The organism is Klebsiella sp. I138, assembly GCF_051131765.1.
Classification (GTDB): Bacteria; Pseudomonadota; Gammaproteobacteria; order Enterobacterales; family Enterobacteriaceae; genus Klebsiella.
On the sequence record NZ_CP180447.1, the window covers coordinates 912,188 to 938,204 of the forward strand.

General features: G+C 52.5%; 29 protein-coding genes and 1 other annotated feature. Of the genes, 19 read left to right on the forward strand and 10 right to left on the reverse strand.

Annotation, left to right across the window (positions count from 1 at the left end):
• The first annotated feature begins 42 nt into the window (after positions 1 to 42).
• A complete protein-coding gene (locus ACMYSK_RS04170; protein WP_434640452.1) occupies positions 43 to 690 on the forward strand; it encodes a YchE family NAAT transporter in 648 nt (215 codons plus the stop codon).
• A gap of 374 nt (positions 691 to 1,064) precedes the next feature.
• On the opposite strand, the gene ACMYSK_RS04175 is transcribed toward ACMYSK_RS04170, so the two are convergent.
• Positions 1,065 to 1,355: a hypothetical protein gene (locus tag ACMYSK_RS04175; RefSeq protein ID WP_434640454.1), complete on the reverse strand. Its 291-nt coding sequence runs from the start codon at positions 1,353 to 1,355 to the stop codon at positions 1,065 to 1,067.
• Positions 1,356 to 1,443: 88 nt separating this feature from the next.
• Here ACMYSK_RS04175 and oppA point away from each other — a divergent pair, with 88 nt between their 5' ends.
• The 6 genes from oppA to ACMYSK_RS04205 all read left to right on the forward strand — a co-directional run bounded on the left by oppA (position 1,444) and on the right by ACMYSK_RS04205 (position 7,911).
• Positions 1,444 to 3,075, forward strand: a complete 1,632-nt coding sequence (oppA, locus tag ACMYSK_RS04180) for an oligopeptide ABC transporter substrate-binding protein OppA (protein ID WP_434640456.1) — start codon at positions 1,444 to 1,446, stop codon at positions 3,073 to 3,075.
• A gap of 84 nt (positions 3,076 to 3,159) precedes the next feature.
• Positions 3,160 to 4,080: an oligopeptide ABC transporter permease OppB gene (gene oppB, locus ACMYSK_RS04185; RefSeq protein WP_434640458.1), complete on the forward strand. Its 921-nt coding sequence runs from the start codon at positions 3,160 to 3,162 to the stop codon at positions 4,078 to 4,080.
• 14 nt (positions 4,081 to 4,094) lie between these two features.
• A complete protein-coding gene (gene oppC, locus ACMYSK_RS04190) occupies positions 4,095 to 5,003 on the forward strand; it encodes an oligopeptide ABC transporter permease OppC (RefSeq protein WP_434640460.1) in 909 nt (302 codons plus the stop codon).
• A gap of 11 nt (positions 5,004 to 5,014) precedes the next feature.
• Entirely contained in the window at positions 5,015 to 6,028 is a 1,014-nt protein-coding gene (locus ACMYSK_RS04195) for an ABC transporter ATP-binding protein (protein WP_434640462.1), read from the forward strand.
• Positions 6,025 to 7,029 (forward strand): murein tripeptide/oligopeptide ABC transporter ATP-binding protein OppF, encoded by a 1,005-nt coding sequence (oppF, locus tag ACMYSK_RS04200; protein WP_434640464.1) that lies wholly within the window; start codon positions 6,025 to 6,027, stop codon positions 7,027 to 7,029. Before ACMYSK_RS04195 ends, oppF begins: the two co-directional genes overlap by 4 nt.
• A 45-nt stretch (positions 7,030 to 7,074) precedes the next feature.
• Entirely contained in the window at positions 7,075 to 7,911 is an 837-nt protein-coding gene (locus ACMYSK_RS04205; protein WP_434640465.1) for an ion transporter, read from the forward strand.
• Between the two features lie 75 nt (positions 7,912 to 7,986).
• On the opposite strand, the gene ACMYSK_RS04210 is transcribed toward ACMYSK_RS04205, so the two are convergent.
• Together ACMYSK_RS04210 and cls are read right to left on the reverse strand one after the other, a co-directional pair.
• Positions 7,987 to 8,316 carry an HI1450 family dsDNA-mimic protein gene (locus tag ACMYSK_RS04210; RefSeq protein ID WP_004863389.1) on the reverse strand — a complete coding sequence of 110 codons (330 nt, stop codon included), beginning with the start codon at positions 8,314 to 8,316 and terminating at the stop codon, positions 7,987 to 7,989.
• Between the two features lie 34 nt (positions 8,317 to 8,350).
• Positions 8,351 to 9,811 carry a cardiolipin synthase gene (gene cls, locus ACMYSK_RS04215; RefSeq protein ID WP_434640467.1) on the reverse strand — a complete coding sequence of 487 codons (1,461 nt, stop codon included), beginning with the start codon at positions 9,809 to 9,811 and terminating at the stop codon, positions 8,351 to 8,353.
• Between the two features lie 144 nt (positions 9,812 to 9,955).
• Here cls and ACMYSK_RS04220 point away from each other — a divergent pair, with 144 nt between their 5' ends.
• Positions 9,956 to 10,129: a YciY family protein gene (locus ACMYSK_RS04220; RefSeq protein WP_004863385.1), complete on the forward strand. Its 174-nt coding sequence runs from the start codon at positions 9,956 to 9,958 to the stop codon at positions 10,127 to 10,129.
• Between the two features lie 65 nt (positions 10,130 to 10,194).
• Here ACMYSK_RS04220 and ACMYSK_RS04225 read toward each other — a convergent pair whose 3' ends face one another.
• Positions 10,195 to 10,491: a YciI family protein gene (locus ACMYSK_RS04225; RefSeq protein WP_004863379.1), complete on the reverse strand. Its 297-nt coding sequence runs from the start codon at positions 10,489 to 10,491 to the stop codon at positions 10,195 to 10,197.
• Between the two features lie 210 nt (positions 10,492 to 10,701).
• Here ACMYSK_RS04225 and tonB point away from each other — a divergent pair, with 210 nt between their 5' ends.
• Positions 10,702 to 11,439: a TonB system transport protein TonB gene (gene tonB / locus ACMYSK_RS04230; protein WP_434640470.1), complete on the forward strand. Its 738-nt coding sequence runs from the start codon at positions 10,702 to 10,704 to the stop codon at positions 11,437 to 11,439.
• 28 nt (positions 11,440 to 11,467) lie between these two features.
• Here the strand turns inward: tonB and ACMYSK_RS04235 are convergent, their stop codons facing one another.
• The 3 genes from ACMYSK_RS04235 to pfkB form a co-directional block, all read right to left on the reverse strand.
• Positions 11,468 to 12,340 (reverse strand): fructosamine kinase family protein, encoded by an 873-nt coding sequence (locus tag ACMYSK_RS04235; RefSeq protein WP_434640472.1) that lies wholly within the window; start codon positions 12,338 to 12,340, stop codon positions 11,468 to 11,470.
• A 105-nt stretch (positions 12,341 to 12,445) separates the two neighbouring features.
• Positions 12,446 to 12,730 (reverse strand): type V toxin-antitoxin system endoribonuclease antitoxin GhoS, encoded by a 285-nt coding sequence (gene ghoS / locus ACMYSK_RS04240; RefSeq protein WP_434640474.1) that lies wholly within the window; start codon positions 12,728 to 12,730, stop codon positions 12,446 to 12,448.
• Between the two features lie 89 nt (positions 12,731 to 12,819).
• Positions 12,820 to 13,752, reverse strand: a complete 933-nt coding sequence (gene pfkB, locus ACMYSK_RS04245; RefSeq protein ID WP_434640476.1) for a 6-phosphofructokinase II — start codon at positions 13,750 to 13,752, stop codon at positions 12,820 to 12,822.
• A 420-nt stretch (positions 13,753 to 14,172) separates the two neighbouring features.
• Between pfkB and ACMYSK_RS04250 the strand changes: the two genes are divergently transcribed.
• From ACMYSK_RS04250 to ihfA, 10 genes are all read left to right on the forward strand, one after another.
• Complete coding sequence (locus ACMYSK_RS04250) at positions 14,173 to 14,931, forward strand: DUF481 domain-containing protein (protein WP_434640478.1); 759 nt, start codon at positions 14,173 to 14,175, stop codon at positions 14,929 to 14,931.
• A 269-nt stretch (positions 14,932 to 15,200) separates the two neighbouring features.
• Positions 15,201 to 15,434 carry a hypothetical protein gene (locus ACMYSK_RS04255; protein WP_434640480.1) on the forward strand — a complete coding sequence of 78 codons (234 nt, stop codon included), beginning with the start codon at positions 15,201 to 15,203 and terminating at the stop codon, positions 15,432 to 15,434.
• 451 nt (positions 15,435 to 15,885) lie between these two features.
• On the forward strand, positions 15,886 to 17,814 hold the full coding sequence (gene thrS, locus ACMYSK_RS04260; RefSeq protein ID WP_434640482.1) for a threonine--tRNA ligase: 1,929 nt from the start codon (positions 15,886 to 15,888) through the stop codon (positions 17,812 to 17,814).
• Positions 17,815 to 17,817: 3 nt separating this feature from the next.
• Entirely contained in the window at positions 17,818 to 18,360 is a 543-nt protein-coding gene (infC, locus tag ACMYSK_RS04265; RefSeq protein ID WP_434643842.1) for a translation initiation factor IF-3, read from the forward strand.
• A 96-nt stretch (positions 18,361 to 18,456) separates the two neighbouring features.
• Entirely contained in the window at positions 18,457 to 18,654 is a 198-nt protein-coding gene (rpmI, locus tag ACMYSK_RS04270; RefSeq protein WP_001124225.1) for a 50S ribosomal protein L35, read from the forward strand.
• A 51-nt stretch (positions 18,655 to 18,705) separates the two neighbouring features.
• Positions 18,706 to 19,062 (forward strand): 50S ribosomal protein L20, encoded by a 357-nt coding sequence (gene rplT / locus ACMYSK_RS04275; protein ID WP_004102963.1) that lies wholly within the window; start codon positions 18,706 to 18,708, stop codon positions 19,060 to 19,062.
• Positions 19,063 to 19,207: 145 nt separating this feature from the next.
• Positions 19,208 to 19,332: a sequence feature (Phe leader region), on the forward strand.
• Positions 19,213 to 19,257, forward strand: coding sequence for a pheST operon leader peptide PheM (gene pheM / locus ACMYSK_RS04280; RefSeq protein WP_001386830.1), 45 nt, complete (start codon positions 19,213 to 19,215; stop codon positions 19,255 to 19,257). Its footprint overlaps the feature before it by 45 nt.
• A gap of 174 nt (positions 19,333 to 19,506) precedes the next feature.
• Complete coding sequence (pheS, locus tag ACMYSK_RS04285; RefSeq protein ID WP_434640484.1) at positions 19,507 to 20,490, forward strand: phenylalanine--tRNA ligase subunit alpha; 984 nt, start codon at positions 19,507 to 19,509, stop codon at positions 20,488 to 20,490.
• A gap of 15 nt (positions 20,491 to 20,505) precedes the next feature.
• On the forward strand, positions 20,506 to 22,893 hold the full coding sequence (pheT, locus tag ACMYSK_RS04290; protein WP_434640486.1) for a phenylalanine--tRNA ligase subunit beta: 2,388 nt from the start codon (positions 20,506 to 20,508) through the stop codon (positions 22,891 to 22,893).
• 4 nt (positions 22,894 to 22,897) lie between these two features.
• A complete protein-coding gene (ihfA, locus tag ACMYSK_RS04295; RefSeq protein ID WP_004102960.1) occupies positions 22,898 to 23,197 on the forward strand; it encodes an integration host factor subunit alpha in 300 nt (99 codons plus the stop codon).
• A 53-nt stretch (positions 23,198 to 23,250) separates the two neighbouring features.
• Here ihfA and ACMYSK_RS04300 read toward each other — a convergent pair whose 3' ends face one another.
• Genes ACMYSK_RS04300 through ACMYSK_RS04310 form a run of 3 tightly spaced genes read right to left on the reverse strand, consistent with a single transcriptional unit; the run spans position 23,251 to position 25,819 of the window.
• A complete protein-coding gene (locus ACMYSK_RS04300; RefSeq protein ID WP_434640489.1) occupies positions 23,251 to 23,604 on the reverse strand; it encodes a RidA family protein in 354 nt (117 codons plus the stop codon).
• The gene (locus ACMYSK_RS04305; protein WP_434640491.1) at positions 23,601 to 24,854 is read right to left on the reverse strand and encodes a D-amino acid dehydrogenase; all 1,254 of its coding nucleotides are present in this window, start codon (positions 24,852 to 24,854) and stop codon (positions 23,601 to 23,603) included. Before ACMYSK_RS04305 ends, ACMYSK_RS04300 begins: the two co-directional genes overlap by 4 nt.
• 41 nt (positions 24,855 to 24,895) lie before the next feature.
• Positions 24,896 to 25,819, reverse strand: coding sequence for a LysR family transcriptional regulator (locus ACMYSK_RS04310; protein WP_434640493.1), 924 nt, complete (start codon positions 25,817 to 25,819; stop codon positions 24,896 to 24,898).
• Positions 25,820 to 26,017 lie beyond the last annotated feature (198 nt).

Below are 26,017 nucleotides of genomic sequence, written 5' to 3' on the forward strand. Positions count from 1 at the left end.
TAACTGTCAACAGCCATTTTTAATGATGCTGCGGAGCGCACTGTGACTCTACCGTTGTTTGATTTTTCAGCTTACTTTAAGTTTTTCATTGGGTTATTTGCGCTGGTTAACCCGGTTGGCATCATTCCCGTCTTCATTAGTATGACCAGCTATCAGACGGCAGTGATCCGCAATAAGACCAATCTGACGGCGAACCTCTCGGTGGCCATCATTCTGCTGACCTCGCTATTTCTCGGCGACTCCATTTTGCAAATATTCGGCATTTCTATTGATTCATTCCGAATTGCCGGTGGGATCCTCGTGGTAACTATTGCTATGTCGATGATTAGCGGCAAGCTCGGCGAAGATAAGCAAAATAAGCAGGAAAAATCAGAAACCGCGATCCGGGAAAGCATTGGCGTTGTACCGCTGGCGCTGCCATTAATGGCGGGGCCCGGGGCAATTAGTTCGACTATCGTCTGGGGGACCCGTTATCACACGGTTGCTCATCTCTTTGGATTCTCGGTGGCGATAGCCCTGTTCGCCCTGTGCTGTTGGGGGATTTTCCGCATGGCGCCGTGGCTGGTCCGCCTGCTGGGGCAAACAGGTATCAACGTTATCACGCGTATTATGGGGCTGTTGCTGATGGCGCTGGGGATTGAGTTTATCGTCACCGGTATAAAAGCGCTGTTTCCAGGCCTGGTGAGTTAAACCTGCCGACACTACGCGGAGCTGTGGGCTCCGCGTTTGCGTTATTATTAGCAAAACATATCAATAATGCTGATATGGGCGTACAAGATAACTTTCCATAATATCTGTTAATTTTATTGTTTATCAATCGGTTGCATTGCTTTTTCGACGTTCCCTTCCTTTTGTTCACCCCATCACCCCTGTTATTTTCTTCACATCATTCTCTGGTGCTTGCCGTCGCATAATTGAAATGATATTAGTAATTTCATAGACGGGGCAGATGAATGTGCTAAATAATAACCTATTGTTAAATTTTTGTACAAAAAACCACCTTGATGCGCTGACGCGGCATCCGAAATGAATGGTTTTTCGTATCTGTATGAAAGGTAACTCCTTTAATGATTTTCTCGCCAAAAGACAGGGCAAGATGCCGGCGTAGAAAAAACCATAAAAGAGAATCCGGTAACATATTTGCAAATTGCATTGGCGGACAAGATGGCCTTTTGGTACTTTCCGCCGTGATCGTCTACTGAATAATATGCGCAAATGAGAATTATTATTAAATAACTCATTGCCGCTGAAACCGCCCCCTGACTGGGGCTGAAAGAATCGACGCCAAGGCTGCCGTTTGAGCGGCCGTAATAAATAAGTCGGTGATAGCAAGCAGTAAAGTCTGACAGCAGCATAAACTCCTGCACTGTACAGAATCCCGTAAGGGGAAAAAAACAGGCTGGTTATATAGCCAGCAATTATAATGAATGGAGTAACAACACAATGACCATCATCACCAAAAAAAGTCTGGTAGCTGCGGGAATTCTCTCTGCGCTCATTACCGCGAATGTTGCCATGGCAGCGGATGTACCTGCAGGGGTGCAGCTGGCGGATAAACAATCACTGGTGCGTAATAACGGCGCAGAAGTGCAATCTCTGGACCCGCATAAAATTGAAGGTGTTCCGGAATCCAACATTAACCGTGATTTGTTTGAAGGGTTAGTGATTGGCGATATTCAAGGCCATCCGATTCCTGGGGTCGCAGAATCCTGGGAAAATAAAGATTTTAAAGTCTGGACGTTCCATATTCGCAAAGATGCAAAATGGTCTGACGGCTCGCCGGTGACCGCACAAGATTTCGTTTATAGCTGGCAGCGCCTGGCTGATCCAAAAACCGCTTCTCCGTATGCCAGCTACCTGCAATACGGTCACGTGCTGAATGTCGATGAGATTATCGCAGGCAAAAAACCGACCAGCGACCTGGGTGTTAAAGCCATCGATGATAAAACCTTCGAAGTCACGCTGAGCGAACCGGTTCCTTATTTCTATAAACTCCTCGTTCACCCATCAGTTTCCCCAGTACCGAAAGCCGCCATTGAAAAATACGGCGAGAAATGGACTCAGCCTGCCAATATCGTAACTAACGGCGCCTATAAGCTGAAGGACTGGGTGGTTAACGAACGTATTGTGCTTGAGCGTAACCCTCAATACTGGGATAACGCGAAAACCGTCATTACTCAGGTCACCTATCTGCCGATCTCTTCCGAAGTTACCGACGTTAACCGCTACCGCAGCGGCGAAATCGACATGACCTATAACAACATGCCGATTGAACTGTTCCAGAAACTGAAAAAAGAGATCCCACAAGAAGTTCACGTCGACCCGTATCTGTGCACTTATTACTACGAAATTAATAACCAGAAAGCGCCGTTTACCGACGTCCGCGTTCGTACCGCGCTAAAAATGGCGCTGGACCGCGACATTATTGTTAATAAAGTGAAGAACCAGGGCGACTTGCCGGCATATAGCTATACGCCACCGTATACCGATGGGATGAAGGTTGAAAAACCAGAATGGTTTACCTGGTCTCAGGATAAGCGTAACGAAGAGGCGAAAAAACTGCTGGCGGAAGCTGGATATACCGCTGATAAACCGCTGACCTTTAATTTACTGTACAACACCTCCGATCTGCATAAAAAACTGGCGATTGCCGTTGCGTCCATCTGGAAGAAAAATCTGGGTGCTAACGTCAAGCTGGAAAATCAGGAATGGAAAACCTTCCTCGATAATCGTCATCAGGGCACCTTCGACGTAGCGCGCGCTGGCTGGTGTGCGGATTATAACGAACCGACCTCGTTCCTGAATACCATGCTGAGCGACAGCTCAAACAACACCTCTCATTATAAGAGCCCGGCTTTCGATAAAATTATCGCTGAAACATTGCAAACCAATGATGACGCGAAACGTGCAGACCTGTACGCGCAATCGGAAAAGCAGCTGGATAAAGACTCAGTGATCGTCCCGGTCTTCTACTATGTCAACGCCCGTCTGGTTAAACCGTGGGTGGGTGGCTATACCGGTAAAGACCCGTTAGATAATATTTACGTTAAAAACCTTTATATTATCAAACATTAATGGCAATACGTGGGGCAGGTGACGCTTGCCCCACCGTGTCTGAATTCATCGCACTCGATAGGCACAGGCCAGAAGGTACGGGCAATGTTAAAATTTATTTTTCGTCGCTGTCTGGAAGCGATTCCGACGCTATTTATTCTTATTACGATCTCATTCTTCATGATGCGTCTCGCGCCGGGGAGCCCCTTCACCGGTGAACGTACGCTGCCGCCGGAAGTGATGGCGAATATTGAAGCAAAATACCATTTAAATGACCCCATCATGACCCAGTACTTCCATTATTTGAAGCAACTGGCGCACGGTGATTTCGGTCCTTCTTTTAAATATAAAGACTATTCGGTAAACGACCTGGTGGCATCGAGCTTCCCGGTATCGGCAAAATTAGGTCTTGCCGCCTTCCTGCTGGCAGTCGTGCTCGGCGTGACGGCGGGGGTAATTGCGGCCCTGAAACAAAATACGAAGTGGGATTACGCGGTCATGGGGGTGGCAATGACCGGCGTGGTCATACCCAGTTTCGTCGTTGCACCGCTGCTGGTGATGATATTCGCTATCACGCTGCACTGGTTGCCCGGCGGTGGCTGGAATGGCGGGGCGCTGAAATTTATGATCCTGCCGATGGTGGCGCTGTCCTTAGCCTATATCGCCAGTATTGCGCGTATTACCCGCGGTTCAATGATTGAGGTCTTGCACTCCAACTTTATCCGCACCGCGCGGGCGAAAGGGCTGCCGATGCGACGCATCATTTTCCGCCATGCGCTGAAACCCGCGCTGCTGCCGGTCCTGTCCTATATGGGGCCAGCTTTCGTGGGGATTATCACCGGCTCAATGGTCATCGAAACAATCTACGGTCTTCCGGGTATTGGTCAGCTCTTCGTGAATGGCGCGCTTAATCGCGACTATTCGCTGGTGCTCAGTCTGACAATCCTGGTCGGTGCGCTGACTATTCTGTTTAACGCGATTGTTGACGTGCTGTATGCCGTTATCGATCCGAAGATTCGCTATTGAGGCTGGGGTTCGCCATGATGTTAAGTAAGAAAAGCAACGAGGCGTTGGAAAACTTCAGTGAAAAGCTGGAAGTCGAAGGACGTAGTCTGTGGCAGGATGCCCGCCGTCGCTTTATGCATAACCGTGCAGCCGTTGCCAGCCTGATTGTGCTGGTGATTATCGCGCTGTTCGTGACGATTGCACCGATGGTGTCGCAGTTCTCCTACTTCGATACCGACTGGGGAATGATGTCCAGCGCCCCTGATATGGCCTCTGGTCACTACTTTGGTACTGACTCTTCCGGTCGCGACCTGCTGGTTCGCGTGGCTATCGGCGGGCGCATTTCGTTGATGGTCGGGGTGGCTGCGGCGCTGGTCGCGGTGGTCCTCGGCACGCTCTATGGCTCACTTTCCGGCTACCTGGGCGGCAAAGTCGATTCTGTAATGATGCGTCTGCTGGAAATCCTCAACTCCTTCCCGTTCATGTTCTTCGTTATCCTGCTCGTCACCTTCTTTGGTCAGAACATCCTGCTGATTTTCGTCGCCATCGGAATGGTTTCCTGGCTGGACATGGCGCGTATTGTGCGCGGCCAGACGCTGAGCCTGAAGCGCAAAGAATTTATTGAAGCGGCGCAGGTCGGCGGGGTATCCACCTTCAGTATTGTGGTACGCCATATCGTGCCTAACGTACTGGGCGTGGTGGTGGTGTACGCCTCTCTGCTGGTACCGAGCATGATCCTGTTTGAATCCTTCTTAAGCTTCCTTGGCCTGGGTACTCAGGAACCACTGAGCAGCTGGGGGGCATTGCTCAGCGATGGCGCGAACTCCATGGAAGTGTCGCCGTGGCTGCTGCTGTTCCCGGCGGGTTTCCTGGTGGTTACGCTGTTCTGTTTTAACTTTATCGGCGATGGCCTGCGTGATGCCCTCGACCCGAAAGATCGCTAAGGAGCGCCGTCATGAGCACAATTGAAACGGCAAAAATGCCTCAGGCACAGCAACAGGCAGGCCTGCTGCTGGATGTGAAAGATCTCCGCGTGACGTTTAGAACGCCTGATGGTGATGTCACGGCGGTGAACGACCTCAACTTTAATCTGCGGGCCGGGGAAACGTTGGGTATCGTCGGTGAATCGGGATCCGGTAAGTCGCAGACCGCGTTTGCTTTGATGGGGCTGCTGGCTTCCAACGGGTATATTGGCGGTTCGGCCCTGTTTAATGGTCGTCAGATTCTCAATCTGCCGGAGCGCGAACTGAATAAGCTTCGCGCAGAGCAAATCTCAATGATTTTCCAGGACCCGATGACCTCCCTGAACCCGTATATGCGAGTGGGTGAGCAGCTGATGGAAGTGCTGATGCTGCATAAAGGTCTGGGAAAAGCCGAAGCCTTTGAAGAGTCGGTGAGGATGCTGGATGCGGTCAAAATGCCGGAAGCGCGCAAGCGCATGAAAATGTACCCGCACGAATTTTCCGGCGGTATGCGCCAGCGCGTAATGATCGCGATGGCGCTGCTGTGTCGGCCCAAACTGCTGATTGCCGATGAGCCAACAACCGCTCTGGATGTCACGGTTCAGGCACAGATCATGACCCTGTTGAACGAGCTGAAGCGCGAATTCAATACGGCGATCATTATGATTACCCACGATCTCGGGGTGGTTGCCGGGATCTGCGACAAAGTGTTGGTGATGTACGCCGGACGCACAATGGAATACGGTTTGGCGCGGGATGTCTTCTATCATCCTTCACATCCGTACTCTATCGGTTTGCTGAATGCGGTTCCTCGTCTGGATGCCGAAGGGGAGTCGCTGCTGACCATCCCAGGCAACCCACCAAACCTGTTGCGTCTGCCGAAAGGCTGTCCGTTCCAGCCGCGCTGCCCGCACGCGATGGAGATTTGCCATAGCGCTCCGCCTCTGGAGGAGTTTGCACCGGGCCGTCTGCGCGCCTGTTTTCAACCAGTAGGGGATCTGCTATGAACGCCGTTACGGAACAAAGAAGAGTCCTGCTTGAAATTGCCGATCTGAAAGTGCACTTCGATATTAAAGATGGCAAGCAGTGGTTCTGGCAGCCGGCCAAAACGCTGAAAGCGGTAGATGGCGTTACGCTGCGTCTCTATGAGGGCGAAACGCTGGGCGTGGTCGGGGAATCCGGCTGCGGCAAATCGACGTTTGCCCGGGCGATTATTGGTCTGGTAAAGGCCACCGACGGTAAAGTAGCCTGGCTTGGCAAAGATCTGTTGGGCATGAAGCAGGATGAGTGGCGCAATGTGCGTAGCGATATTCAGATGATTTTCCAGGATCCGCTGGCTTCGCTGAACCCGCGTATGACGATCGGTGAAATTATTGCCGAACCGCTGCGCACCTATCATCCAAAAATATCCCGTCAGGAAGTGCGCGACCGCGTTAAAGCGATGATGATGAAGGTGGGCCTGCTGCCGAACCTGATTAACCGCTATCCGCACGAATTTTCCGGCGGTCAGTGTCAGCGTATTGGTATCGCCCGCGCGCTGATCCTGGAGCCGAAGCTGATTATCTGCGATGAGCCGGTTTCGGCGCTGGACGTGTCGATTCAGGCTCAGGTCGTCAACCTGTTGCAGCAGCTGCAGCGTGAAATGGGCCTGTCGCTGATCTTCATCGCGCACGACCTGGCGGTGGTGAAGCATATTTCCGATCGCGTTCTGGTGATGTATCTGGGCCACGCGGTAGAGCTGGGCACCTATGATGAGGTGTACCACAACCCGCTGCACCCCTATACCAAAGCGCTGATGTCCGCGGTGCCGGTGCCGGACCCGGATCTGGAAAAGAACAAAACGATCCAGCTGCTGGAAGGGGAGCTGCCTTCGCCGATTAACCCGCCGTCGGGGTGTGTTTTCCGCACACGCTGCCCCATCGCCGGGCCGGAATGTGCGAAAACGCGTCCGGTGCTGGAAGGAAGTTTCCGACATGCGGTTTCCTGCCTGAAGGTTGACCCGTTATAATCTCTGGGGCTGACGTAGGTCAGCCCTTTTTTTTGTGAGGTTAACGTGGTTGTCAATTTTCACGCCGCTCGCCAGCGGCTGTATCATTTACTCTTCGATCAAACGCGTCGCTCCGGGCGGCGGTTTGAAGGTTTGTGCGGTCTTTTTGCGCTACTGAGCGTGCTGGTTATTTTTATTGAGTCCGGTCTCGGTACGCAATACCACCTGACGTTTGACGAGTGGCATATTTTCGTCTGGCTGGAGCTGTTTGTTACCGCTGTTTTCACCCTCGAGTATCTCCTGCGTATTATCAGCTGGCCCAAACCCTTCAACTATATATTCAGCTTTTGGGGAGTGATTGATTTAGCCACCATTTTGCCGCTCTATGTGATGTGGATGTGGCCAGAAATGGGGCTCAACTATGTGTTTGCATGGCGAGCGATGCGCGCCATTCGCTGCTTACGCATTCTTAAGCTGCTGCGTTTTATGCCGTCGTTGAATATTTTCTGGGCGGCAATCGTCAGCGCCCGTCATCAGCTGATCTTATTTTATTCCTTTATTGCCATCGTAATGGTTATCTTTGGCTCGATGATGTATCTGATTGAAGGGCCGCAATATGGGTTTACTACCTTAAATGCGTCGGTGTACTGGGCGATTGTCACCATCACGACGGTCGGCTATGGCGACATTACTCCGCATACCCCGATAGGCCGAATTCTGGCCTCTGTGCTGATCTTAATCGGTTATTCCATCATCGCGATCCCGACAGGGCTTATTACTACGCACATGACCAGCGCATTGCAAAATCGCCGTGCGCAGCGTGCGTGTCCCAACTGTCAGCACGCCGCGCACGATAAAGATGCGCGCTATTGCAATGCCTGCGGGAGTGAACTGCCGGAATAGTCGGGAGAGGAAAATAAAACGGCAGCCGGTCTGAGACCGTCTGCCGTTTTTTATCTTTAGCGGTGAGGGTAACGCTTATTCACGCCACAGAATATGGCACAGCTTGTGATCTTTTTCGCGGCACAGCAGGATGCGCGCAAAAATATCGTTAATTTCGCCGCCATCGGTATCGGCAAGGCCAATCACGACTTCCGCGAAGAAATCCGGGTTGAGGTCATAATCGACATGCTCTTCCCAGTCTGGCGCCGGATCAAACAGTTCGGCGCCGCCGCGTTCTTCAAACTGCAGGTTGAACAGAATGACATCCGCCGGATCGAGGTTGTCGACAGCCAGCTCCAGGAAGATGTCATAAGCTTGTTCGAGCGTTTCGTCTTCGGTCAGGCGATTATTTAAATCCATATCCATGATTGCTACCCGTTAAACATCTGATTGGCACGTTTTACAGCAACGGACTGAAGAAGTAAAACAGTCGCTCGGTGATCCGCTGCCAGAGCGGCCGTTTTAGCCATAGGCGGGCATCCAGCAGGCGCGAACGGGAGATATAATCGTCCTGAACGGCCGCCAGATCGCCGCCAAAGCCGACGTCGTCAATGACCAGCGTGATTTCAAAATTAAGCCACAGGCTACGCATATCGAGATTAACGGTACCGACCAGACTGAGCTCGCCGTCGACCAGCACGCTTTTCGTATGCAGCAGACCGCCTTCAAACTGATAAATTTTCACCCCGGCTGCCAGCAGCTCGGTAAAGAAGGCCCGGCTGGCCCAGCCAACCAGCAAAGAATCATTTTTACGTGGCAGGATGATACTCACGTCGACCCCACGCTGCGCCGCAGTACAGATTGCGTGGAGCAGATCGTCGCTCGGCACGAAATAAGGCGTAGTCATGATCAAATGTTCTTTGGCGGAATAGGCGGCGGTGAGCAGCGCCTGGTGAATCAAATCTTCCGGGAAGCCGGGGCCAGAGGCAATGGTATGAATCGTGTGCCCGCTGGCTTCTTCAAAGGGCATAATATTGAGGTCCGGCGGCGGCGGTAAAATGCGCTTGCCGGTTTCAATCTCCCAGTCGCAGGAATATACGATGCCCATTGCCGTCGCGACCGGGCCTTCCATACGTGCCATCAGATCAATCCACTGGCCGACGCCGGAGTCTTGTTTAAAGAAGCGCGGGTCGACCATGTTCATACTGCCGGTATAGGCAATATAGTTATCGATCATGATCATTTTACGATGCTGGCGCAGGTCCATGCGGCGCAGAAAAACACGCATCAGGTTAACCTTCAGCGCCTCGACAACCTCGATACCGGCATTACGCATCATTGCCGCCCACGGGCTGCGGAAAAAGGCGACGCTGCCGGCTGAATCAAGCATCAGGCGACAATGGACGCCGCGACGCGCTGCGGCCATCAGCGATTCTGCAACATTGTCGGCCATTCCGCCGGGTTGCCAGATGTAAAACACCATCTCAATATTGTGTCTGGCTAGCTGGATATCGCGTATCAGGGCGTGCATGACGTCATCAGACTCGGTCAGAAGCTGCAGCTGATTGCCTTTGACGCCAGCAATCCCCTGACGGCGTTCGCAGAGCTGAAACAGTGATTCAGCGACCGGGCTGTTATCCTCGGCAAAAATATGTTTGCAGGCTTTAAGATCGTTAAGCCATTTGGCGGTGGAGGGCCACATCGCCCGGGCGCGCTCTGCCCGGCGTTTGCCAAGGTGGAGTTCGCCAAATGAGAGATAGGCAATAATACCGACCAGCGGAAGAATATAGATAATCAGCAACCACGCCATCGCTGAAGGTACGGCGCGCCGTTTCATCAGAATGCGTAATGTTACACCGGCGATGAGTAACCAGTAACCGAGGATGACTAGCCAGTTCACCACCGTGTAAAAGGTTGTCATAGATGAAAAATCCTTTTGAATAACTCTATGTCATGAGTTTACGCATCAACATCCATCTGGCAAATAAAAACGCAGCGAAAGCGTTGGTCAGCCAGATTCATGGGTTTATAATGTGGTCTGTTTTTCACTTGTAGAGTAGTAGCAATGAAGCGTAGTAGAACGGAAGTAGGGCGCTGGCGCATGCTAAGACAGGTGAGTCGCCGCAAGTCCCGCTGGCTGGAAGCCCAATCGCGCCGCAACATGCGCATCCTTTCCATCAGGAAGGAACTGGTGAAACGACAACGTGGTTCCCTGCTGTTTGTCTTCACTGAGTACTGATATAACTGGGTACTGATATAAAAGGCACCGTTTACGGTGCCTCTGTTATTTTGTACCGGACGGCTTCAGAACACCTTCTTATAAGGTTTCACGGAGACGTTCTGATACACGCCAGCCGCAATGTAAGGGTCATCGTTTGCCCATGCTTTTGCCACTTCCAGTGATTCGAATTCGGCAATGACCGTCGAACCGGTAAATCCAGCGGCACCAGGCTCATTGCTGTCGACAGCAGGCATTGGTCCCGCGGTCAACAGACGACCTTCATCTTGTAATAGCTGTAAACGTGCCAGGTGGGCGGGACGTACCGACAAGCGCTTTTCCAGAGAATCGGCAATGTCTTCAGCGTAGATAACGTAAAGCACGGCAAGGCTCCTTATCAATAAATAGGCGAATCACGTTAAGTGAAACCGTCGTTGACTGCAATGCAAAGATGCGCAGCGGATTAAAATGCCATGCTTCAGGATTTTTTTCCCGCAAAACGGGGCAAATTTTGATGCAAGATAACAAGGCTTATTGAATATGATTGCTATTTGCATTTAAAATCGGATTATCATTTTTCAACAGAAACGACTATGAGCGCAATGACCCTTGATTTACCTCGCCGCTTCCCGTGGCCGACGCTGCTGTCCGTGGCTATCCACGGTGCCGTTGTGGCGGGGTTGCTTTATACCTCGGTACATCAGGTTATTGAACGGCCATCTCCTTCTCAACCTATCGAAATTACCATGGTGGCGCCGGCGGATCTTGAGCCGCCTCAGGCCGCGCAGCCGGTGGTGGAACCCGTTGTTGAACCGGAGCCAGAGCCCGAAGTGGTGCCGGAACCGCCGCAGGAAGCACCGGTCGTCATTCATAAGCCTGAGCCTAAACCTAAGCCAAAGCCTAAACCTAAGCCGAAACCGGAGAAGAAGGTTGAGCAGCCGAAACGGGATGTGAAGCCAGCGGAAACGCGCGTGGCTTCACCGTTTGAAACCACCAACACGGCGCCGGCGCGTACGCAGCCGAACACCGCGCCAGCAACGGCGAAACCCACGCTAACCGCACCGAGTGGCCCGCGGGCACTGAGCCGTAACCAGCCGACATACCCGGCACGTGCCCAGGCGCTGCGCATTGAAGGCACCGTACGCGTTAAGTTTGATGTGACGCCGGATGGGCGACTGGATAACGTGGAAATTCTCTCCGCGCAGCCGGCCAATATGTTTGAGCGTGAAGTGAAAAGCGCATTACGCAAATGGCGCTATGAAGCGGGTAAACCGGGTACCGGCGTTACTATGACGATCAAATTCCGCCTGAAAGGCGTAGAGATCAGTTAACCGCGCCGTCACACAGCAAAAGGGCCCCTTACGGGGCCTTGTCTTTTAGGACTTCATCCAGCGCTTTTTGCGCCGTCACCAGGTGCTGACCGCCGAACAGAATCGCCCGGTTTAACAAGGTGTAAAGCTGATAAACCGGCTGGCGCTCAAGGAAACCGGACGGCAGTGGGGAGACCGACTGATAGCCATCGTAGATCTGCGGTGGCTGCTCAGGATGCAACGGCAGCATCGCGAGGTCGCACTCTCGGTCCCCCCAGTAGCAGGCAGGATCGAAGATGTAGGGCCCGTTTGGCCCCAGCGCGCAGTTACCTGACCATAAATCGCCATGCAGCAGTGATGGTTGCGGCTGGTGGTTGCTTAAGCGCTGCTGCACATTCTCAACGATGCTGTCGATATCACCGAAGTTAAGCCCTTTTTCAGCAGCCAGTTCCAGCTGCCAGCCAATACGCTGCTCGGCAAAGAAGGTTGACCAGCGGCGTTGCCAGGCGTTCGGCTGCGGCGTGGTGGAAAGGTCGTTATCAAAATCCAGCCCGAACTGCGGCTGATCGCTCCACTGATGCAGATGCGCAATGTGCTGCCCGAGCAGGAAGGCGTTGTGCGCGTCCAGTGGACGAGGGGGGAGATATTCCATCACCAGAAAACTGTAATCGCGATCGCTGCCAACGGCATAGACCTGCGGGACGTTAACGGTTTTACTCCGCGACAGCAGCTCAAGCTGGTCTGCCTCAGCGGTAAAGATAGGCAGAAGCTCACGTTCATCACATTTAACAAAGTAGTCCCGCCCGCCGAAACGTAAGTGCCAGGCCGCATGAATCTCACCGCCGGGCAGTTCGTTACGTAGTTCGATTTCAGCTGCTTCGGTATGCCAGTCGCTTAACAACGTGCTGATAGCTTGCCACATGCTGTCTCTCCCCTTGTTTTCCACCATTTCATAAGGTTAGCCCATAACCCCGGTGTAAAATTCGAACTGACGCACAACTGGCGCGCTTCGCTGCGCTAATCGCACTTATTGAGCTTTCAACCACTGCGCAAATGTGGTGACGGTGACGTCAACCGGACGACCCAGCGCGGTTTCTGCCAGTCCGGCGCTGAGCGCTTTTACTTCGTCGGCGCTTTGCGCGGAGATCAGGCCAAAGGTATTCGTACCCAGCTCATGGACTTTTCCGTGCTCGTCATTGAGCACGAGAGTAAACCCGGCGCGGGTGAGATGATTACTTACCTCGTTAATTTCGGTCAACGTCTCTTCCTGAAAGTGAACCGTGATGACGTGGGTAACAATTTCTGTGCTCATTTTTCACCCTGTTGTAATCCATAGAATTTTCAGCATAGACCATGATGATAATTTGGCGACTCCCTCTGCGTCAGCAGAGGGAAGGGGAATTAATGACCGCACAGATAAGTGTAGATTTTATGCGTGTTTTCCAGCGAGCACAGACGGGTGCCCTGGTTTATCGTGGCAGCGCTACCGGCGGCGACGCCGAAGCGGACCATATCCTCCAGGCTGGCATTTTCTGCCAGACGCAGGGTCATGGCGCCGACCATGCTGTCGCCCGCACCGACGGTACTCTGGCTTTTCATTGGCGGGGGTACGACCTGCACGCTACCGCTGGCATCAACGCCCAGCGCACCCTGTGGACCGAGTGAAACCACCACCCGACGGGCTTTACCTGAATGAATCAGCTCTTGCGCGGCACGACGAACGTCATCCGGCTGGCTCAGATCGCGCTGCACCAGGGCACTCAGCTCTTTCTGGTTAGGTTTGACGAGTTCAATGTTGCCGACTTCAAGAGCGGCGGCCAGCGCATCGCCGGAGCTGTCAATAATGCAGCGAAGGCCGTGCTGCTGCGCGTTTTTGACTAGCTGAGTCAGGTTTTCAACGCCGATTCCCGGGGGCAGACTGCCGCTGACGACCAGCAAAGAACCGGCTTCAATCGCCAGCACTTTTTCTTCGAGGTGACGGAATTCTTCTTTCGTCAAGGTGGCGCCAGGCATCACGAAACGGTATTGCTCGCCGCTGGAGCCGACGTGGACATGCAGATTTTGCCGCGTCCAGTCCTGCGCTTCGATAGTTTCTACCGGGACCTGCTCATCGGCGAGGAGGGCGGTGAGATGTTCGCCGGTGGCGCCACCTGCCGGGTAGATTGCGGTTGCCTTGCCGCCGAGAAAGGTAATAGCACGCGCGACGTTAATGCCGCCACCGCCGGGTTCGAAGACCGGAGTGCTGCAGCGGAGTTTACCTTCAGGGTACATTTGCGGTGTCAGCGTTGCGCTGTCGAGCGAGGGGGCCAGCGTTAGCGTATAGATTTTGGTCATCCAGGTTCCTCCATGATACGAGTTAAGCTGTTCTGTTTTTAAGCATGGCACTTCTTGTCAGGAAGGGGAAGCGATAGCAGGTCGTGATTTGTAAAACGCTATTTATTTTTATCTTTATGAAATAAAGATTGTTCTAAGAGCTGTCTTATTCAAAAAATGAAATAGTAATTGATTGCTATGTTAATCGTGCTTTTTTATAATTCTCTGCCTTTCATTGGACCTGCAAGATACTAAAAATCATTCAAGATGCGTCGAGGCGGCGAGGGAAGCCATCCCACAAAAGCACAGCTGCTGCTGTGTAGGGGATGTCTTAGTGGCGCCAGCAAAGAAGTAGCCTGAAGGATGACGCGTATAGCGATCCTCGCGAAAGTTTCCGGGACCAGCTGGGTCTCTCTTTTTGTTGTACGGACTCTAAATTAAATGAAGCTTTTGAAGACAGTACCCGCAGCGGCATTGCTGGCGGGGGGGCTCTTTGCGTCTGCGCACGCACTGGCCGATGATTCCGTTTTTACTGTTATGGATGACCCTTCCACTGCCAAAAAACCTTTCGAAGGTGCTGTTAACGCCGGTTATCTGGCGCAGTCCGGAAATACGAAAAGTTCTTCAATGACCGCGGATTCCACGCTGACCTGGTACGGCAATACGACGGCATGGTCGCTGTGGGGGAACGCCAGCAACACGTCGTCCAACGACCAGCGCTCTTCCGAGAAATACGCAGTTGGCGGCCGTAGCCGTTACAACCTGACCGACAGTAACTACGTGTTTGGCCAGGCCAGCTGGTTAACTGACCGATATAACGGCTATCAGCAGCGCGATGTTCTTACCGCGGGTTATGGTCGTCAGATTCTTAACGGACCGGTTCACAGCCTGCGCTTTGAATTCGGTCCTGGCGTGCGCTACGACGAGTATACCGATGGGGATAATGATACCCAGCCGCTGGGTTATGCCTCCGGTACCTGGGCCTGGCAGATGACCGATAACACCAAATTCACCCAAGGGGTGTCGGTGTTTGGTGCCCAGGACACCACGCTAAACTCAGAAAGCGCGTTGAGCGTCGCTATCAATGCGCATTTTGCCCTGCGAGTTGCCTATAACCTGACCTGGAACTCCGAACCGCCATCCTCGGCGCCGGAGCATACCGATCGCCGCACGACGCTGTCGCTCGGGTATAAAATGTAACTTATTTCAGGCCGGGAAACCGGCCTGATTGTTTTAAAATTAGCAATAAGTGACATTATTATTTTTGGTCTTTTGTTTTGTTTTTTATAAAAAGAAAATAACTCCACAATTCCCTCATAATTCATTTTTTCCTGACAACTCTGTAGATAATTTGACACAAATAGCTAAATATTAGTCGGACAAAAGTGTGACCGGGATCTATACTGTTAACCATCGACAAAGATGAGATCTTTGCCGGACAACCTTCAGTAAATAAGAGAATGACCAACATGAAAAATAGCAAAATCGCAACCGCGGCCGTGATGCTGTGCACCTTGTCGTTTGGCGCGCTTGCCGCTAACCCGGTCCCACAGCCAGACAACAAGGACCATACGCAAATCGGCATCGCGAAAGCAACCGATGTTGAAGCCGGTTCTAATATTGCGCCCGGTTCACAATCAACCGGTCACTCTATGGACGATGCGTTTAATGTGCATACGCTTGTTGCCGGTGAGTGGTCCTGATATTTTATCTGCCGCTACGATGTTTTAATTTTAGAAAATATAAAGCCGGGTAGAGATGTACCGGTTTGTTTTCTGAATTCTTGCCAAATATAGTTTTTAACTGCTCGCTAATTTTTGCTATTGCGTATTGTCGCATAGCGGTCTCTACGTCATTTTTTCGTAGTGCCTCCTCTGGTGAAATATCCAGCGGGTTTCTTCTGGCTCTTCCCCCTTGTTTTATCAATAACCGTCACCATTTATCTTGTTCTGACTTTTAACACGCACTAATGATGTGTAAACTAAAGGCCGGTGTTATCAGCAGGCGGCTGCAGGTGGGAACGGTTCGGTAAACGGTCGTCCTCATATTTCGCAGAGTGAAGCGGGAACTGGGCTATAACTTGTTGATAATTATTATTATATTGTTTTGTATGTGCTCTTTCGTGTGGGGCACCACTGCAAATAAGGACATAAAATGCCTGTAATTACGCTTCCTGATGGCAGCCAACGCCATTTTGACCACGCCGTTAGCCCGCTGGATGTTGCTCTGGATATCGGTCCGGGTCTGGCGAAAGCCACGATCGCTGGACGTGTGAACGGTGAGCTGGTTGATGCCTGTGACCCCATCGAAAATGATGCAACCCTCTCTATCATCACTGCAAAAGATGAAGACGGTCTGGAGATCATTCGTCACTCCTGCGCGCACCTGCTCGGTCATGCGATTAAGCAGCTGTGGCCAAACACCAAGATGGCAATCGGCCCGGTTATCGACAACGGCTTCTATTACGACGTCGACCTCGATCATACGCTGACCCAGGAAGATATCGACGCGCTCGAAAAACGTATGCACGAGCTCGCCGAGAAGAATTATGATGTCATCAAGAAAAAAGTCAGCTGGCACGAAGCGCGTGAAACCTTCGTGAAGCGCGGCGAGACCTATAAGGTGTCGATTCTTGATGAAAATATCGCCCATGATGACAAGCCTGGCTTATATCATCATGAAGAGTACGTCGACATGTGCCGTGGACCGCACGTGCCGAACATGCGTTTTTGTCATCACTTTAAGCTGATGAAAATCGCCGGTGCGTACTGGCGTGGCGATAGCAACAACAAGATGTTGCAGCGTATTTACGGTACCGCGTGGGCAGATAAAAAAGCGTTAAACGCGCATCTGCTGCGTCTGGAAGAAGCGTCCAAACGTGACCACCGCAAAATTGGTAAGCAGCTTGACCTGTATCATATGCAGGAAGAAGCGCCGGGTATGGTCTTCTGGCATAACGACGGCTGGACTATCTTCCGCGAGCTGGAAGTGTTTGTCCGCTCCAAGCTGAAAGAGTACCAGTATCAGGAAGTGAAAGGCCCGTTCATGATGGACCGTGTGCTGTGGGAAAAAACCGGGCACTGGGACAACTACAAAGATGCGATGTTCACCACATCTTCTGAGAATCGTGAATACTGCATCAAGCCGATGAACTGTCCGGGTCACGTGCAGATCTTTAACCAGGGTCTGAAATCCTATCGTGACCTGCCGCTGCGTATGGCGGAGTTTGGTAGCTGCCATCGTAACGAGCCATCGGGCGCGCTACATGGTTTGATGCGCGTACGTGGCTTTACTCAGGATGATGCACACATCTTCTGTACTGAAGAGCAAGTACGTGATGAAGTGAACGCCTGTATTCGTATGGTCTACGATATGTACAGCACCTTTGGCTTCGAAAAAATCGTCGTCAAACTCTCAACTCGTCCGGAAAAACGTATCGGTAGCGACGAGACCTGGGATCGTGCTGAGGCGGATCTGGCAGTCGCGCTGGAAGAAAACAATATCCCGTTTGAATATCAACTGGGTGAAGGCGCGTTCTACGGTCCGAAAATTGAATTTACTTTGTATGACTGCCTCGATCGTGCATGGCAGTGCGGTACTGTACAGCTGGACTTCTCTCTGCCGCAGCGTTTAAGCGCCTCTTATGTAGGCGAAAGTAACGAGCGTCAGGTACCAGTAATGATTCACCGCGCAATTCTGGGGTCGATGGAGCGCTTTATTGGCATCCTGACCGAAGAATTTGCCGGTTTCTTCCCAACCTGGCTTGCGCCGGTGCAGGTCGTGGTGATGAATATTACTGATTCTCAGTCTGAATACGTTAACGAATTGACTCGTAAACTACAAAATGCGGGCATTCGTGTAAAAGCGGACTTGAGAAATGAGAAGATTGGCTTTAAAATCCGCGAGCACACTTTACGTCGTGTCCCGTATATGTTGGTTTGTGGCGACAAAGAAGTCGAAGCCGGCAAAGTTGCCGTGCGTACCCGTCGCGGGAAAGACCTCGGCAGCATGGACGTAAATGAAGTGATCGAAAAGCTGCAACAAGAGATTCGCAGCCGCAGTCTTCAACAACTGGAGGAATAAGGTATTAAAGGCGGAAAACGAGTTCAAACGGCGCGTCCGAATCGTATTAACAGCGAAATTCGCGCGCAAGAAGTTCGCTTAACAGGTCTGGAAGGCGAGCAGCTTGGTATTGTGAGTCTGAGAGAAGCTCTGGAAAAAGCTGAAGAAGCCGGAGTAGACTTAGTCGAAATCAGCCCTAACGCCGAGCCGCCGGTTTGTCGTATCATGGATTACGGCAAATTCCTCTATGAAAAGAGTAAGTCTTCTAAGGAACAGAAGAAAAAGCAAAAAGTTATCCAGGTTAAGGAAATCAAATTCCGACCTGGTACCGATGATGGCGACTACCAGGTAAAACTCCGCAGCCTGGTTCGCTTTCTGGAAGAGGGTGATAAAGCTAAGATCACGCTGCGTTTCCGCGGTCGTGAGATGGCTCACCAGCAGATCGGTATGGAAGTGCTTAACCGCGTCCGTGACGATCTGAGTGAACTGGCAGTGGTCGAATCCTTCCCATCGAAGATCGAAGGCCGCCAGATGATCATGGTGCTCGCTCCTAAGAAGAAACAGTAAGGCCTTCAAGTAGCAACTTCTGTGGAGCCTTTGGGCTTCGCAGATGTTGTTCGCCTATGTTTCGTTTATTAACAATGCGAAGTGGAAGTTATTAAAATGCCAAAAATTAAGACCGTACGCGGTGCTGCTAAGCGCTTCAAAAAAACCGGTAAAGGTGGTTTTAAGCACAAGCACGCAAACCTGCGTCACATTCTGACTAAAAAAGCTACCAAGCGTAAACGTCACCTGCGTCCGAAAGCCATGGTTTCCAAAGGCGATCTGGGCCTGGTAATCGCGTGCCTGCCGTACGCATAAGTCGTTAACCCTTTTAAACTTTTTAATTAGAATAGATACAGGAGAGCACATATGGCTCGCGTAAAACGTGGTGTAGTTGCCCGTGCACGTCACAAGAAAATTTTGAAACAAGCTAAAGGCTACTACGGTGCGCGTTCTCGCGTATACCGCGTTGCCTTCCAGGCTGTTATCAAAGCTGGTCAGTACGCTTATCGTGACCGTCGTCAGAAAAAGCGTCAGTTCCGTCAACTGTGGATTGCGCGTATCAACGCAGCAGCACGTCAGAACGGTATTTCTTACAGCAAATTCATCAACGGCCTGAAAAAAGCCTCTGTTGAAATCGACCGTAAGATCCTGGCTGACATCGCAGTATTCGACAAATTAGCGTTCACCGCGCTGGTCGAAAAAGCGAAAGCAGCTCTGGCATAAGCCAGTTGAAAGAGGGAGCTTGTCTCCCTCTTTTCGTTTATGCCCGTCTTAGAATTATTTCGGGCATAACCCTATCAGAAGATTGACTTTTATTGCCGTAAGCTTTTCAATACAGGTCTTACGTTTCGTACCAGACAAGGTAATGCAAGCATGAATGCTGCTATTTTCCGCTTCTTTTTTTACTTTAGCACCTGAACTCAGGAGGCTAGCGCGTGAAAGAAGAAACGGAAAACAGCGCCAAAAGCCTCCCACTGTGGAGGCTTTTTTCGTATATGAACGTGTTCATTCTATTTCAAGCTGCAGGTACGCGGGTTGAGCGTGTATCCGGCAACAGTGCTTTCTCTGCGCTGAGTGCGATGCGGCCCGGCGCCGCCTGTGACTCGAAATAGTCAGAATAAAATAATGACCATAACCGGTGTCTGCACCGACATAATGAGGAAAACCATGTCACATCTCGCAGAGCTGGTTGCCAGTGCGAAGGCAGCCATTAATGAGGCATCAGATGTTGCCGCGCTGGACAATGTCCGCGTGGAATACCTGGGTAAGAAAGGGCATCTGACCCTTCAGATGACCACCCTGCGTGAGCTGCCGCCAGAAGAGCGTCCGGCCGCTGGTGCGGTCATCAACGAAGCGAAAGAGCAGGTTCAGCAGGCGCTTAACGCGCGGAAGGCCGATCTGGAAGGCGCTGCGCTGAACGCGCGTCTGGCCGCCGAGACTATCGACGTCTCTCTGCCTGGCCGTCGCATTGAAAACGGCGGTTTGCATCCGGTAACCCGTACCATCGACCGTATCGAGAACTTCTTCGGTGAGCTTGGCTTTACCGTTGCGACCGGTCCGGAAATCGAAGATGACTATCACAACTTTGATGCGCTGAACATTCCGGGCCACCACCCGGCACGTGCCGATCACGATACTTTTTGGTTTGATGCAACACGTTTGCTGCGTACCCAAACCTCCGGCGTGCAGATTCGTACTATGGAAAACCAGCAGCCACCGATCCGCATTATTGCGCCGGGCCGCGTTTACCGTAACGACTATGACCAGACCCACACGCCAATGTTCCACCAGATGGAAGGCCTGATTGTTGACACCAACATCAACTTCACCAACCTGAAAGGGACGCTGCACGACTTCCTGAATAACTTCTTTGAAGAAGACCTGCAGATTCGTTTCCGCCCGTCCTACTTCCCGTTTACCGAGCCGTCTGCTGAAGTTGACGTGATGGGCAAAAACGGCAAGTGGCTGGAAGTTCTGGGTTGCGGCATGGTACACCCGAACGTCCTGCGCAACGTTGGCATTGATCCGGAAATCTATTCCGGCTTCGCCTTCGGTATGGGGATGGAGCGTCTGACGATGCTGCGCTACGGCGTAACCGATTTACGTGCGTTCTTCGAAAACGATTTGCGTTTCCTCAAACAGTTTAAATAAGGGCAGGACAGAATAATGAAATTCAGTGAACTGTGGTTACGCGAATGGGTTAACCCGGCTATCGATAGCGAAGCGCTGGCCAACCAGATTACCATGGCAGGCCTTGAAGTTGACGGCGTTGAGCCGGTTGCCGGGTGCTTTAACGGCGTGGTCGTTGGCGAAGTGGTTGAGTGCGGTCAGCACCCGAATGCCGACAAGCTGCGCGTGACGAAAGTTAACGTCGGCGGCGAACGCCTGCTGGACATCGTGTGCGGTGCACCTAACTGCCGTCAGGGGCTGAAAGTTGCGGTGGCGACCATTGGCGCCGTGCTGCCAGGTGATTTCAAAATTAAAGCCGCTAAGCTGCGCGGTGAGCCTTCAGAAGGGATGCTGTGCTCGTTTTCCGAGCTGGGTGTCTCCGACGATCACAGCGGTATTATCGAACTGCCGGCGGATGCGCCGATTGGCACCGATATCCGTGAATATCTGCAGCTGGACGATAACACTATCGAAATCAGCGTTACGCCGAACCGCGCCGACTGCTTAGGCATCATCGGTGTGGCCCGTGACGTGGCCGTGCTGAACAAAGAACCGTTGAACGCGCCGGAGATTGTCCCGGTAGCGGCCACTATTGCCGATACGCTGCCGATCGCCGTTGAAGCGCCGGACGCCTGCCCTCGCTACCTGGGCCGCGTGGTTAAAGGCATCAATGTTAAAGCGCCAACGCCGCTGTGGATGAAAGAAAAGCTGCGTCGCTGCGGCATTCGCTCCATCGACGCGGTTGTCGACGTGACCAACTACGTTCTGCTTGAGCTGGGTCAGCCGATGCACGCTTTCGACTGCGACCGTATTGACGGCGGGATCGTCGTTCGCATGGCGAAAGAGGGCGAGAAACTGGTTCTGCTGGATGGTACCGAAGCGAAGCTGGATACCGATACTCTGGTCATCGCCGACCATCACAAAGCGTTGGCTATGGGCGGCATCTTTGGCGGTGAGCACTCCGGCGTCAATGACGAAACGCAGAACGTGCTGCTGGAATGTGCATTCTTCAGCCCGCTGTCGATCACCGGCCGCGCGCGTCGTCACGGTCTGCACACCGATGCGTCTCACCGCTATGAGCGCGGCGTGGATTCAGCGCTGCAATATAAGGCGATTGAGCGTGCAACCCGTCTGCTGATCGACATCTGCGGCGGCGAAGCGGGCCCGGTTATTGATGTGACCAACGAAGCCGCTCTGCCGAAGGCGGCGACCATTACTCTGCGCCGCAGCAAGCTGGATCGTCTGATTGGCCATCATATTGATGATGCGCAGGTCAGCGATATTCTGACCCGCCTGGGCTGTGAGGTGACGGCAGGTAACGGTGAATGGCAGGCGCTTGCCCCGAGCTGGCGTTTCGATATTGCCATCGAAGAGGACCTGGTCGAAGAGGTGGCTCGCGTTTACGGGTATAACAATATTCCTGATGAACCGGTGCAGGCGGGGCTGATTATGGGCACCCACCGCGAAGCTAACCTGTCGTTGAAGCGTGTAAAAACGCTGCTTAACGATAAAGGCTACCAGGAAGTCATTACCTACAGCTTCGTTGACCCGAAAGTACAGCAGCAGATTCACCCGGGTGAAGAAGCGCTGATTCTGCCGAGCCCTATCTCCAGCGAAATGTCGGCGATGCGCCTGTCGCTGCTGACCGGCCTGCTGGGTACCGTGGTGTATAACCAGAATCGTCAGCAAAGCCGCGTCCGTATTTTTGAAAGTGGTTTACGCTTCGTTCCGGATACGCAGGCTCCGCTGGGTATTCGCCAGGACGTGATGCTGGCCGGTGTTATCTGCGGTAACCGCTATGAAGAGCACTGGAACCTGGCAAAAGAGACCGTCGATTTCTATGATCTGAAAGGCGATCTGGAGTCCATTCTGGACCTGACCGGAAAATTAGCGGATATCGAATTCCGCGCAGAAGCGAACAGCGCACTGCATCCGGGGCAGTCAGCCGCGATTTATCTGAAAGGTGAACGTATTGGTTTCATTGGGGTTGTTCATCCTGAACTGGAACGTAAACTGGATCTGAACGGCCGTACTTTAGCGTTCGAACTGGAGTGGAACAAGCTTGCAGACCGCGTGGTGCCTCAGGCGCGCGAGATTTCTCGTTTCCCGGCGAACCGTCGTGATATCGCGGTTGTCGTCGCAGAAAACGTCCCTGCAGCCGATGTTTTGACAGAGTGTAAGAAAGTTGGCGTAAATCAGGTAGTTGGCGTAAACTTATTTGACGTGTACCGTGGTAAAGGGGTGGCGGAAGGCAGTAAGAGCCTTGCGATCAGCCTCATCCTGCAGGATACCAGCCGTACACTCGAAGAAGAGGAGATTGCCGCTACCGTTGCCAGATGTGTAGAGGCATTAAAAGAGCGATTCCAGGCATCATTGAGGGATTGAACCTATGGCGCTTACAAAAGCTGAAATGTCAGAATATCTGTTTGATAAGCTTGGGCTTAGCAAGCGGGATGCCAAAGAGCTGGTAGAGTTGTTTTTCGAAGAGGTGCGTCGTGCTCTGGAAAACGGAGAACAGGTAAAACTCTCCGGGTTCGGCAACTTCGATTTGCGTGATAAAAACCAACGCCCGGGTCGTAACCCGAAAACGGGGGAAGATATTCCCATTACAGCCCGGCGTGTGGTGACCTTCAGACCCGGCCAGAAACTTAAAAGCCGTGTCGAAAACGCTTCGCCCAGAGACAAATAATCTGAACTAACTAAAAAGGCCGCTGATGCGGCCTTTTTCTTTTGTACAACAAATTAAGCACTTACAGCAGTAACCATCACCTCAACGAGGATATCAGGCCGTGCCATTTCCGCCTGGACGGCGGCACGCGCGGGGCTGTGGCCTTCCGGCATCCATGCGACCCAGGCCTCATTAAACCCGTCAAAATCGCGAGACATATTCTTCAGCCACACCTGCGCGGACAGAATATGGCGATTATCACTCCCGGCCTCGGCCAGCAGCGCGTCAATTTTTGCTAAAACCTCCCGGGTTTGCTGCCGGATATCGTCTTCGCTGCTTTTCGGGGTCTGCCCTGATAAAAAAATCAGGTCGCCATATCTCACGCTGGCGGAAAGACGAGGCTGCGGATGATGACGTTCTATTTTCATGCTGAGTGTTCCCATGTCAGACCTTCTAAAGAAATGGCGGGACTATCGCCATTGAGTAGTGCGCCAAGCACCACCGCGCTGCCGGCGGCCAGAGTGAAGCCGAGGCTTCCCTGGCCGAGGTTCATCCACAGATTCTGGTATCCGGCACGGCCGAGCAGCGGGGGGCCTGCAGGCGTTGAGGGGCGCATGCCGCACCAGGCTTCGGCATCCTCAACGCCCTCTAATTCGGGGAAACTGCGGGTGACAATCTTTTTTAGCGCCCGGATACGCTCAGGGCGTAGTTCATCTCCGTCGTAGCCTATATCGACCATGGCTGCAATGCGCAGCCGATCGCCCAGTCGGGCATAGACCACTTTATGACCGTAATCCGTCACGCTGAGATCGGGCGCAATACCGGACCTTATCGGATAGGGGAGCGTCAGGCTGTAGCCTTTCAGGGCACACAGCGGAACGCGAATGCCGGTACCGGCCAGAAGGGGACCGCTGCCGTTTCCTGCCGCCACGACGTACTCATCGCCAACAATCGTTCCCTGGCTGGTGTTGACGGAAATAATACGTGCGCCTTGTTTATTTAGCCGCAGTACTTCGCAGCCGCTGCTCAGCGTAAAGCTGGCGCTGGCAGTCAGTTTATCCAGCAGTGCCTGGCAAAATTTTTGACAGTCGGCGGTTTCATCACCGGGGGAATAAATGCCGCCTTGTAACGAAGTGTGAATATATTTCAGCGCCGGCTCAAGCTGAATACACTCATCGGCATTCAGCGTTTGTTGATATTGCGGGCTGATGCCTTTAACGGCTTTATTAAAGTCATATGCCCGGCGGTGAACGATTAATTTGCCGGAGCGCCGCCAGTGGAAGTCGTGCAGGCTATCTGCTTCCAGCCACTCCTGCATCACCTGGCGGCTGAGCAATGACAAGCGCAAGATATGGTCGCCGTTGAGCTTATTTGTCTGGCTGTTGCAGGCGCGGAGAAATTGCAGCAGCCAGCGCCACTGCCCAGGCGACATTGTTAATCGCATATTGAGCGGGGAGTCGGCCTTGCCCATCCACTTCATCCCCTGTAGCGGAACGCCACGATCGGCCAGAGGGGCCACATACCGATAGCTGAGCTGCCCACCGTTAGCAAAGCTGGTGGCCAGACCCGGTTGCGCCTGACGTTCCAGCAATTGCACCTGGTGACCGTTTTTAATTAACTCATAGGCCGTGGCCAGCCCAATAACACCGCCGCCAATAATGACAATGCGCTTTTTCATAACCTGATAGACCCGCTGCTGATAAATGCATGGGCTTTATGTCAAAGCATTTGCCCCTGTGGCGCAATTGACTTTTTCTTTTCAGGGTATAACTCCAGGTTAATCTCCTGCAGCTGCTGGCGGAGTTGCGTGCAGAGAAAATCGACAAATTTCTGGCTAATGGGGCTGAGGGAGACATCCGCCCGACGCAGTAAACACAAGGAGATCATCATCGGTGGTGCAATCGGATGAATCATCGCCGGCGCCAGGTTATGGCGGGCGGAAAAGATGTCGGTAATGCTGCATCCCATGCCACGCTTCACAAATTCAGTGGCCATGTAATAGGTCTGCACGTTCAGGCGGGTCGTCGAAAAGTCGCGGCGGGTCGCAATGGCGGCGGAGAGGGAGTGCGGCCCGGGTGAGATCCAACGCTGCTGGTCAATTTCTTCAATCGCCACCTCTCCCTGTCGATAGTCCCGGTCAATGTACACCAGCGGGACTTCAGCGATGGCGGTGGTGGTAATGTCGCCCTGTTGAACGGGCTGCAGCGTCAGAGCCAGATCGATCTCGCGCAGGTCCAGTTTTTTGACCAATGTCTCAGTGTGTTCGGTGGTAAGCGTCATCACCAGATTGGCATTTTGCTGATAAAAATCGGTGACCAGTTCAGGAACCAGACTTAGGCCAAGACTCGGCAGGCAGCCGAGGCTAATTTTGGCTCTGGGGTCCCGGGCCAGGTTATCCGCCAGAAGGCGGAGGTTATCCAGATCCTGGTAGATATTCTGGGCTTTTTCGAACAGCGTCAGGGCTTCGCTGCTGGGCAGCAGTTTACCGCGCACCCGCTGAAAGAGTTTAAAACCCAGCTTTTGCTCGGCGTTTTTTAGCGCTTTGCTGGCGGCGGGCTGAGAGATATTGAGCGATTCCGCTGCTCGAGAAAGCGTGCCGCAAGTCATCACGGCGTGGAAGATTTCCAGGTGACGCAGTTTCATGAGGAGTTAACTCAGGGTTATAGAGGCCAGATAAAAAGTCATTTTCTAATAACACTAAGTTAACATAAATTTAATCCTCAATCAGCGAGCCGTTTACTTATTGTGCTGATTGTCCCGCCTTCAGGCGGAGCACCCGGTTCTCAGAACAATACCTGTTGTCCCTACGCATACCCTCAGGCGACAAGCCAACAATTATAA